The 10,294-nt window shown below is 74.1% G+C and carries 9 protein-coding genes; 2 read left to right on the forward strand and 7 right to left on the reverse strand.

Annotation, left to right across the window (positions count from 1 at the left end):
- Positions 1–42 precede the first annotated feature (42 nt).
- Together ABD353_RS11245 and ABD353_RS11250 are read right to left on the reverse strand one after the other, a co-directional pair.
- A complete protein-coding gene (locus ABD353_RS11245) occupies positions 43–687 on the reverse strand; it encodes an HNH endonuclease family protein (protein WP_344623376.1) in 645 nt (214 codons plus the stop codon).
- A gap of 195 nt (positions 688–882) precedes the next feature.
- Entirely contained in the window at positions 883–1,239 is a 357-nt protein-coding gene (locus ABD353_RS11250) for a DUF1330 domain-containing protein (protein WP_344623377.1), read from the reverse strand.
- Between the two features lie 339 nt (positions 1,240–1,578).
- Here ABD353_RS11250 and ABD353_RS11255 point away from each other — a divergent pair, with 339 nt between their 5' ends.
- The gene (locus ABD353_RS11255; protein ID WP_344623378.1) at positions 1,579–3,669 is read left to right on the forward strand and encodes an amino acid adenylation domain-containing protein; all 2,091 of its coding nucleotides are present in this window, start codon (positions 1,579–1,581) and stop codon (positions 3,667–3,669) included.
- On the opposite strand, the gene ABD353_RS11260 is transcribed toward ABD353_RS11255, so the two are convergent.
- The 4 genes from ABD353_RS11260 to ABD353_RS11275 form a co-directional block, all read right to left on the reverse strand.
- Positions 3,632–5,029, reverse strand: coding sequence for an ATP-grasp domain-containing protein (locus tag ABD353_RS11260; protein WP_344623379.1), 1,398 nt, complete (start codon positions 5,027–5,029; stop codon positions 3,632–3,634). The two genes, ABD353_RS11255 and ABD353_RS11260, sit on opposite strands and share 38 nt — an antisense overlap.
- A 117-nt stretch (positions 5,030–5,146) precedes the next feature.
- Positions 5,147–5,737, reverse strand: a complete 591-nt coding sequence (locus ABD353_RS11265; RefSeq protein ID WP_344623380.1) for a TetR/AcrR family transcriptional regulator — start codon at positions 5,735–5,737, stop codon at positions 5,147–5,149.
- Positions 5,738–5,835: 98 nt separating this feature from the next.
- Positions 5,836–7,767: an OmpL47-type beta-barrel domain-containing protein gene (locus ABD353_RS11270; protein ID WP_344623381.1), complete on the reverse strand. Its 1,932-nt coding sequence runs from the start codon at positions 7,765–7,767 to the stop codon at positions 5,836–5,838.
- 140 nt (positions 7,768–7,907) lie between these two features.
- On the reverse strand, positions 7,908–8,528 hold the full coding sequence (locus tag ABD353_RS11275) for a hypothetical protein (protein WP_344623382.1): 621 nt from the start codon (positions 8,526–8,528) through the stop codon (positions 7,908–7,910).
- Between the two features lie 114 nt (positions 8,529–8,642).
- Here ABD353_RS11275 and ABD353_RS11280 point away from each other — a divergent pair, with 114 nt between their 5' ends.
- Positions 8,643–9,716: an NAD(P)H-dependent flavin oxidoreductase gene (locus tag ABD353_RS11280; protein ID WP_344623383.1), complete on the forward strand. Its 1,074-nt coding sequence runs from the start codon at positions 8,643–8,645 to the stop codon at positions 9,714–9,716.
- Between the two features lie 15 nt (positions 9,717–9,731).
- Here the strand turns inward: ABD353_RS11280 and ABD353_RS11285 are convergent, their stop codons facing one another.
- Positions 9,732–9,962, reverse strand: coding sequence for a hypothetical protein (locus ABD353_RS11285; RefSeq protein WP_030273247.1), 231 nt, complete (start codon positions 9,960–9,962; stop codon positions 9,732–9,734).
- Between the last annotated feature and the right edge of the window lie 332 nt (positions 9,963–10,294).

Raw genomic sequence — 10,294 nt, forward strand, 5'->3', positions numbered from 1 at the left:
CGGGCGTCCGCCTTCTCCGGGCACGGAGGGGACGGGAACGGCTCAGCAGCCGTTGAGCACCGAGGTGAGGGCCGACTTCTCGGCGCTGTCGACGGACAGGCCGTAGTAGTACTTCACCTGCACCCAGGCGCGGACGTAGGTGCAGCGGTAGGAGGCCTGCGGCAGCCAGGTCGACGGGTCCTGGTCGCCCTTGGAGCGGTTGGAGCTCGCGGAGACGGCGATCAGCTGCGGGCGGGTGAGGTCGTTGGCGAGGTTCTGGCGCTGGGCGGTCGTCCAGGCCCAGGCGCCGGAGCGCCAGGCCTCGGCGAGCGGCACCAGGTGGTCGATGTCGAAGCTGGACGCGCTGGTGGTCACCACGTTGTCGTAGGCGGAGGTCCAGGTGCCGCCGGTGGCGGCGCAGGCGGAGTCGGTGGTGACGCCGACGCCGTCCCTCTTCAGCACGGTCTCACGGGTGTTGCAGGTGCCGGAGATGGTGATCCAGTGGGGGAAGAGGGTGCGGTCGTAGGTGGACTCGTGGGACTCGGCGGCCACCGTGAGGCTCGCCAGGTAGGTCTTCGCGGTGCTGGTGGAGACGGGGGTGGGCAGTGCGGCCTCGGCGGTGCCGGCACTGGTCATCAGCGCGGTGGCGGCGAGGGCGGCGGCGCCGAGCGCGGCGGCGGTGCGGCGCAGCGGGCGTATCGAGCGCATGCGTGACTCCAGGGATGGGGGAAGCGCGAAGAGCACCCGGACGGACTGGTTCCGGGCGCTCAACAAGCTTGCTGCTCCCAGGGTTTACGCGAGTAGACCGAGGAGGTTAATTCTTCGCGGCGGGCGTGCGCACCGCGCATACACGCCGCCGCCAAGATCTGATGGTCAGTCAGTCCGTTTCGATCGGACGGCCGGTCAGGCTCCGCCGTCGCCCTCGTGGGCGGGCAGCAGCTTGGCCAGCGCGTCCTCACCGCGGTAGCCCTCCCCCACCCCCTCGACGATGATCAGGTCGGCGGTGGAGTGGTCGGTGCGCAGGGCGATGATCTCCCGGTAGACGGGCGAGTCGTACCAGGCGTGGGCGCGCTCGCCGTCCGGGAAGGCGATGACGATGGTGTCGCCCGACCACTCCCCCTCCAGCACCCGGTAGGCGCCGCCGTGGACGACGAAGCGGCCGCCGTAGGGCTCCAGGGTGGCGTCGATCCGGCGCAGGTACTCGACGATGTCCGGGCCGAAGTCGATGGCGCGCATCCGGGCGATGGCGTAGGCGGTCATGGTGGTCCCCCTCGGGTGCGGTGTCCGGTCCGCCGGTGGCGGCTGCCGGTGGACTCCACCGTAGGCGGCGGGAGTTGGCGGCGCATCGGTCACCCATCGGTCGCCCGTCGGTCCTCCACCGGTCACCCGTCCACAGGCGCCCGGTCGCCCGTCGGCCGGTCACCGGTCGCCCGCCGGCACCCACCGGTAGCCGACGCAGGTCCGCGGCACGTCCCGATCCGGTGACGGACCCGCAACTACCCGATACTCCCGGCCGGTCACCCAGGCGTACTGGCTGCACACTGTCAGTGGGGGCGGGCAGGCTCAGGGCGGTACCGCCGACGAGGGAGGGGTTGGACCATGCAGGGGGAGGCGCAGACCGTGCACGGCCTGTTCGAGGAGCAGGCGGTGCGCGCACCGGACGCATCGGCCGTGGTCTGCGGTGAGGTCCGGCTCACCTACGGGGAGTTGGACCGGCGGGCGAACCGGCTGGCCCGGCACCTGGCCGGTCTCGGGCTCGGCCCGGGCGGCTTCGCCGCGGTCGCGCTCGGCCGCAGCACCGAACTGATCACGGCACTGCTGGCGGTGCTCAAGACCGGTGCCGCGTACGTGCCGTTGGAGCCGACCGGACCGGACCGGACGATCCGGCACGTGCTGGCGGACGCGGCTCCGGCCGTGGTGGTGACCGAGGAGGTGCACCGGGTGCGGCTCGCCGACTCCGGCGAGGGTGCGCTGCTCTGCCTGGACACCTCGGCGGCCGCGGCGGCGTCCGAGGACGACGGGCCGCTCGCCGTCGGGCTGACGTCCGGCGACCCGGCCTGCGTCTTCTACACCTCCGGCTCCACCGGGCTGCCCAAGGGCGCCCTGGTCGAGCACCGCAATCTGCTGCACTCGCACCGGGGTTGGCGCGAGGTGTACGGGCTGACCCCGGCGGACCGCTTCCTGCAGACCGCCACCCTGGAGTTCGACGTCTTCACCGCGGACTGGATCCGCGCCCTGTGCACCGGCGGCACCCTGGTGATGGCCAAGCGCAACTTCACGCTCGACCGCACCGCCGAACTCTCCGAGCTGCACCGGCTGGTGGTCGACGAGCGGATCACCGTGATGGAGACCAACGTCCACACCGCGCGCCGACTGCTCGACCACCTGCAGCCGCGCGGCCTGGAGCTCGGCGCGCTGCGGCTGCTCACGGTGGGCGCCGAGAAGTGGTACCTGGACGAGCAGTTGAGGATGCAGCGCTACCTCGGCCCCGGCGTCCGGGTGATCAACGTGTACGGCGTCGCCGAGGCGGGCGTCGACAGCACGTACTTCGATCCGGCGGACCTCGGCGGGGACGTCGAGCAGCCCGAGCGGATCTCCCTGATCGGCCGGCCGTTCCCCGGCAACGGCGTGCACCTGATCGGCCCGGACGACCGGCCCGTCCCGGACGGCGACATCGGCGAGATCTGCCTCACCGGGCCGGGCGTCGGCCGCGGCTACCCGCGTCTGCCCGACCTGACCGGGTCCCGCTTCGCCTTCCTGCCCGGGATCGACGACCGCGCGTACCGCACCGGCGATCTGGCGCGGCGGCGCGCCGACGGGCTGCTGGAGTACGTCGGCCGGGACTCCGGGGCGGGCACCGCGAACGCGGCCGAGGCGGAGGCGGTGCTGCGCGGCCACCCGGAGGTGCGGGAGTGCGCGGTGACCGTCCTCGGTCCCGAACAGGGTTCCGCGAGGCGGCCGTTGGTGGCCTACGTGGTCGCGGCGGAGGGCACCCGGCCGGAGGCCTCCGCCGTCCGGGAGTACCTCGCCGAGCGGCTGCCGAAGCAGCTCGTGCCGGAGGCCGTCGTCCCCGTCCCGGCGCTGCCGCGCACCCGCGCCGGGAAGCTGGACCGAGCGGCGCTGCCGCTGCCCGCGCCGCGCGGCCACGCCGACGGCGCGGGCAAGGCCTCGGGCAAGACCTCGGGCTCCGTCAAGGGCGGTGGCGGCCGGGCCGAGGCCGACGGTTTCACCCGGGGGTGCCTGGTGGTGCTGGTCCTGGTCTTCGCCTTCTTCGGCAGTGCGTCCCTCACCTCCACCCTCTGGCCGGGCTCCACCGACCTCTCGGCGGTGCCCGGGAGCTACACCCTCGCGTTCTCGGTGCTGTACGGGGCGGAGTGGCTGGGCTTCGCCCTGGGAACGGCGTTCCTCCTCTTCGGGCACCCCGCGGTCGCGCGGCTCGGCCGGGGGCCGGTGCTCACCCGGTTCACCCATCTCGCGATCGTCTGGCTGCTCGCCGCCTGGTGGCCGCAGGACAACATGTACCGGCTGACGAACCCGACCGACTGGGGACGGCAGGCGTTCATGGTCTACACGTTCAACGTCACGCTGATCGTCGCCGCGGCGATCGTGGGATCGTTCATGTTTGCGCAGGGGTCGGCGGCCGCGCGGACGGTCACCGGGCGGCGCGGCCCCTCGCAGGACGGGCGCTGACGCCGGGCACGCCGGGCACGTCGGGGGCGACGGCGTCGAAGGGGTCGGCGAGGGCCTCGCAGGCCGCCCGGACGACCGCCTCCGCCGCGTCCAGTGCGTCCAGGGCCGTCACCGTGTCGGGGGCACGGGCGGCCAGGGCCACGCCCGCGGTCGGCAGTTCCTCCCAGCTCGCGGTGGGAATCGTCGGCAGCAGGCGCACGCCGAACCGCTCGCAGCGCTCCGCGAGTTGGGACAGGTGCGCGAGCAGCGCCTGCTGCGGCAGCCGGGCGCCGAGCGGCAGCATGTCCAGGGTGCGGACCCGGTGGCCCGGGCCGTGCACCGCGTCGAGGCGGGCCGCGAGCACGAAGGCGACGGCGGGGCCGGTGAGCCGCAGGTTGGCCTCGGTCGGGGCGAGCCGACCGGCCGGGTCGGTGACGAAGTCGACGTCGTACCAGCCGCGGTGGCCCGCCCGGGCGAGTTCGGCGCCGACGGCGAGGCCGAACGCCTCCGCGGTGCCGGCCGCCCGCGGAGGCACCGCGCCGGGGCCGGCGGTGGCGCCCCGGTAGCTGGTGCCGTCGACGTGCATCACGGCGGTGCCGACCGGGTGCACGGTGCCGTCGTCGGCGATCACCGCGTCGAAGGTGAGGTTCCGCAGCCGGCCCCGCCCGGGGACGTACTCCTCCACCAGCAGTCTGCCGCCGGGCGGCAGGACGCCCTCGGCGGCGAGGCCGCGAAGCAGCGCCCGGGCGCCGCCTGCCGCGGTGGTGTCCCGCGGGGTGACGACGGCGGTGCCGTACCCGCCGACGCCGTGGTGGGCCTTGAGGACGGCGGTCTCGCCGCGGCGGGCCAGGGCGGCGAGCAGCCGGGAGGCCCGCCGGGCCGAGCGGGCCGGTCGCTGACGGGGCACCAGGACACCCGGGTGCCCGGCCGCGGTGCGGGCGAAGAGCTCGTGCGAGGCGGCCTTGGACTCGTAGTGGTGGACGGCCTCCAGGCCCGGCCCGGCGGTGCGGCCCCAGGGGCGGACGGGCAGGCCGAGCCGCTCGATGCCCTCGCACAGGGCCGGGCGGACGGCGAGCGTGCCGCGGACGGTGCCGTGCTCGTCGGCGAGTCCGGTGTGCAGCTCGACCGGGCCCCAGGCCAACTCCCGTGCCAGCCAGGCCGTCCACTCCGCGTCGGGTTCGCCGGGCAGCAGCAGCGCGGCCGGGTCGGGGGTGTAGAAGGCGGCGAGGCAGGAGTAGTGGTGGGCCTGCCGGCGGGCGGCCGGGCTCTGCGGGACGAACTGGGCGTTGAAGTCGGCGACGTCGCCGATGTGGACGGCGCGTCGTCCGCCGTCCGTCCAGGCCTGCTGCCACTGCGATGCGTCCACCTGCCGGGTCCCCATCGGTCGAGCCTACGGCCCGGCCGGACCGCGCACGGCATGTCCGGGCGAAAGCCGGAGAGGGCCCCGCTCAGTCGGAGCCGGAGGGGCGCCGCTCAGTCGGAGCCGGAGGGGCCCCGCTCAGTCGGACCGGACGAGGCGCTGCACGGCGGGCCAGAGGCCGTCGAGCCGGGCCGGGTCGTCGGCGAGCTTGGCGAACAGCACCGCACCCTCCAGCTGGGCCACGACCGCGCGGGCCGTCCCGGTGTCGGCGGCGACCGGCGCGGTGGCGGCCGCTTCGGCGAGGACGCCCTGCACCAGGGCTGCCTGCTCGTCGAAGATCTCGGCGAGCCGGGTCTGGATCTCCGGCTCGCGGCCGCTGAGTTCGAGGGCGAGGTTGCCGAGCAGGCAGCCGCGGACGCTGCCGCCGCCGGCCTTGTCGGCCCGCTGCGCCGCCGCCTGGGCGTCCAGCAGGTGCCGCAGGCGTTCCAGCGGAGGCCGTCCGGGGGTGCCCAGCAGGGTCTGCCAGACCTGCCGCTGCTGCGTCCAGTGTGCGTCGACGGCGGCGAGGGTCAGCGTCTGCTTGGAGGCGAAGAAGTGGTAGAAGCTGCCCTTCTTGACCTCGGCCCGGGCGCAGATCTCGGCGACGCCGAGGGCCGAGTAGCCGTGGGTGTGCAGCAGGTCGCCGGCGGCGTCGAGCAGTCGCTCCTGTGCCGTGCTGCTCCGTCCCATGCGGCGAGTATACGGTCGGTCAACTACTCCGCCCGCGGCATGCCGGCGCCCCGGACCGGGAGGTCCCGGTCCGGGGCGTCCGTACGTGCGCTCAGTGCTCAGTGCTCGGCGGTCGGTTCCTGGTGCCACTCGGAGTTCCGGTCGACCCGCAGGACGAGGTACTTGTCCGTCTCCTGGTTCTGCGCGTGGTCGACGGACCGGTAGAGCAGCCGGTGCTTGCCCTCGCCGGTCACCACGATCGGGCCGGTGTAGGTCTGCCAGCCCCTGCTGTCGAGGTTGTACTCGGTCATGGCGACGCCGGAGAGGTCGTCGGTGGCGGTGAGGACGACCCGCACCTCGCCCTTGTGGCCGCCTTCGCCCTGGTGGCCGCCGTCCTTGTGCGGGTGCGCGCTCGTCCGGGCGGTGGTGACCGGCGGGGTGACGTCCACGGGGAGGTCCATCGCCTCGTCCTCGGGGGTCGCCTCGTTCTCCAGCGTCGGGGCCGGGACGCCGGCCGAATCCGCGCCGGAGTGGCCGACCGCACCGCCGCGCAGGACGAGGGCGTTCCAGTCGTCGTGCCCGGCGAGGGCGGTCTGGCTGCCGTCGCCGTTGACGTCGACGCCGACCTCGGTGTCGGAGATCCGGCCGTCGCAGTTCCAGTCCACGGCGGCCTTGCTCGACTGGATGGTGACGAACTTGCCGACCGTCCCGTCGATGCCGGGGCAGAAGTGGCTGACGTCGTAGAGCGGGTTGGTCGGCGGGTAGACCCGCTCGTCCAGGGCGGTCTCGTTCAGCGACAGGTTCTGCCGCGAGTAGTCGAGGAGGCCCTTGGTCGTCCCCACGGTCAGGCCGAACTGGTAGCTGTAGTTCATCACGCTGAAGTACTGCGGCTCGTGGTTCGGGATGTCCGAGTTGCCGCTGTGCCGCAGGCCGAGATTGTGGCCGAGCTCGTGCATCAGCGTGCCGGCCTGCTCGTCGACGGTGCCGACGCTGTTGGTGAAGCTGCCCAGGCTGACGATGAGGTCGCTGCCGGGTGTGCCGGCGGAGATCCCGCTGGAGCGGGAGCCGCTCTCCAGGTTGTGGGCGGAGATCGCGTAGTGGAAGATCGGCCCCCGCGCGGTGCTGCGGAAGCCGCCCGTGGCGTTCTTCAGCGCGGTGAAGGCGTCCCACTGGTAGAGGCCGTTGACCTTGGTGCCGAGGTTGGTCGTCTCGGTGAGCTGCTTGGCCCGGCTGAGGGTGCCCCAGGTGGTGTTGGTGGCGAAGTTCATGATGCTGTTGGGCCCGGCGTCGATGTGCAGGTTGATGCCGGTGCCGGTCTGCCCCCGCTTGTTGTACGGCGCGTTCTTGAAGGCGTCCACGACCTTCTTGATCGCGGCGGGGTCGATCGCGTGGCTGTGTGCGGTGCCGGCCATCCAGTCGAGCTGGACGAAGACGTCGGGCCGGTTGACGTCGGCGCCCATCGCCGGCAGGTCGATGAACTTGGCGGCGCTGCCGTCGCCCGGGTCGAGGGTGACGCCGTTCAGCTTCCACGCGTCGGGGATGCCGTCACAGGTCTTGGAGTTGCAGTCGAAGGTCCAGTGGACGGGGGTCTGCGGGTCGGTGCCGCCGGTGTGGCCGATCACGTACCCGGTGGGCGCGGACTCGGTGTACGAGTTGGGCCCCGTGAAGGGCACGTCCCAGCCGATCCGGGTGGTCGCGCCGTTCTCCCCCTGCACGGTGTAGTCGATCGTCCCCCTGGTGCCGTACGCGGACTGGCAGGGCCCCACCGTCCAGGTCGCGGTGGTTCCGGCCGCGATCGTGGCCGGTGCGAAGGGGATGAGGCACCCCTCGGGCACGTTGATGGCGAAACCCGTGAGGTCGCGGTCGCTCTTGTTCTCGAACTGCACGGACACGGTGCCGCCCGCCCGGCGCGCGGCCGCGGCCGGTGTGATCGACGCGGCGACCGTGAGCAGGGCCAGGACCAGGACGAAGAGCGCCGCGAGCCCGCCTCGCCGGGGCGCCCCGGCGAGACCCGGCCCGCCCGGGGCGGCGAGGGAACGATCTACAGTCATGCCCGTCACGCTAGGCATCCGATTGACGACACCCCGTCACGACTCGACGGAGTGTCACTCCGACGGCCGCCACCGGCCGCCCGCCACGGCCCCGCGACCGGGCGGGTGGGCGGGTGGGCGGGCGCGGCGACGGGCGGGCCTCAGTGGAAGACGATCGCGCGGCCGGTGGCCAGGCTCTCCCGGCAGGCGCCGTGCAGTACGTGCCAGGCGGACTTCTCCGCCTCGTACGGGTCGTCGGCCGCCACGACGGGGTCGGCGGTGGCGGCCGCGGTCTCCGGGCAGATGCCGATCGCCGGTGCCAGGCGCCGGAGTTCGGCGAGCAGCTGCGCGGCGGAGCCGACCATCCCACCACCCGCGACCGCGGCCTCCTCCGGCAGGAACACCGGGTCGTCGAAGTCGGCGGGCACGTAGTAGCCGGCGCAGTCCGAGTGGCAGAGCAGGTGCGAGGAGAACATCAGCGCCTCCTCCTCGACCTCGCCGCGGTCGCAGTCGTACTGGTCCGGGTCGGTGTCGGCGGCGGGGGTGACGGCGCCGTGGCGGCGCAGCACGAACGCCCGCCGCAGGTGGTGCAGGTGTGCGTAGGGGAAGCCGCCGCTGTGGCCGGCGCGGCCGGTGCCCGCGGGCGCGGGCTCCCGCCAGTCGATGCCCTTGGCCTGCAGCGCGTCGGCGAGCACGGCGAGTTCACGGGCGTGGTGGGTGGCGCCCTCCGGGTCGTGGCGGTCGAGGTCGTCGAGCAGGCCGACGGTGATCGAGAGTCCCATGGACGGACACGGTAGGGCCCGCCTCCGACACGGCCGGTTCCGGGGCGGTCACCACGAATAGTTGACCGGTCGTCTAGCATGGCGGGAACGTCGACAGCGAGGGAGCGCATCGTCATGAACACACGCGCCGTGGGCCGGTTCTGCGAGCTGGTGGGCCTGGAGCACCCGGTGGTGCAGGGCCCGTTCGGCGGAGGAGCGTCGTCGGTGGCCCTGGCCGCCGCCGTCTCCGAGGCCGGCGGACTCGGCTCGTTCGGGGCCCACCACCTGCAGCCGGACGCGCTGACGCAGCTGGTGAAGGACCTCCGCGCCGCGACCTCCCGGCCGTTCGCGGTCAACCTCTGGGTGCCGCAGCCGGGCGAGGGCGAGACCCGCGCCACCGCGGAGGACGTCGAGCGGCTGCACCCGTACTACGCCGAACTGGGGCTGCCCGACCCGTCCACCGAACTGCGCCGGCCGGACTTCGACGAGCAGGTCGACGCCCTGCTGGAGGCGGCTCCGCCGGTGATCAGCCTGGTGATGGGCCTGCCGCCGGAGCGGCTGGTGGCCGGGGCGCGGCGCCGCGGCATCCCGCTGATCGGCACCGCGACCACCGTCGCCGAGGCCGAGGCGCTGGAGCGGGCCGGTGCCGACGTGGTGGTCGCCTCGGGCAGCGACGCCGGCGGGCACCGCTGCGCCTTCCTGGCGCCGGTGCGCGAGTCGCTGGTCGGCACCTTCTCGCTGGTGCCGCAGGTGGTGGACGCGGTGCGGGTGCCGGTGGTGGCGGCGGGCGGGATCACCGACGGGCGCGGCCTGGCCGCCGCCCTGCTGCTCGGTGCGGACGCGGTGCAGATCGGCACCGGCTTCCTGGCCTGCGCCGAGTCCGCGGCGAGCGAGGTGCACCGCCGCGCCCTGCTCTCGCCGGAGGCCCGGACGACCGTGCTCACCCGGCTGTTCTCCGGCCGGACGGCGCGCGGCATCGCCAACCGCTTCGTCCGTGAGATGGCCGCCCACGAGGAGACCGTCCCGCCCTATCCGGTGCAGAACGCGCTGATGCTGCCGCTGCGCGCCGAGGCGGCCGCCCGGGGCAGGTCGGATCTGGTCAACCTGTGGTCCGGGCAGGCCGCCGGGCTCGCGGTCGGCGGAGCCGCCGCCGACTACCTGTCGGGGGTGCTGGCGGAGGCCGGGCGGCTGCTCGGCCGTCCGCTCTGACCCGCCGACGGCCGGTCAGGCCTCGCCCGGGTGCCAGGCGGGCCACTCCCACGGACGGTCGACCCAGTGCACCAGGACGGGGTCGTGCGGGTCGAGCTCGGGGAAGGCGTGCTTGACCTCGGGCTCGAACTCCTCGGGGGCGAGCGGCTTCCAGCCGCTGCCCTTGAAGTGCACCAGCCGGTAGCGGCTGTCGGTGCGGAACTCGGCGACCTCGACCAGGGGCTCGGTGGTGCTGTTGCTGTTCATGCCCCCCAGCATCGTCCGGGGCCCGGGGGCGCGCACCCGCACCGCACCACCGTGTCCGCCGCCCGGTGCCGTTCCGCGCCGGCGGGCCGGCTCGTTGGGCACGGCGGCCCCCGCCGCGACCCGCGGGGCGGCCCGCCGCGCGGACGGGAGACCGGGATGGACGAACAGTGGAAGGCGCCGTGGACGTACGGCTGGGAGACCCCGGAGCGGCCGCCCGGCCCGCCGCGGGCTCCCGCGGTGTCGCCCGCTCCGCCGGTGTCGGCGCGGCGCCGGCCGCGGGGCGCGCATGCAGATGATGGTGGTGATGAAGTTGACCGCACCGAGGATGGTGC

The organism is Kitasatospora arboriphila, assembly GCF_039528095.1.
Classification (GTDB): Bacteria; Actinomycetota; Actinomycetes; order Streptomycetales; family Streptomycetaceae; genus Kitasatospora; species Kitasatospora arboriphila.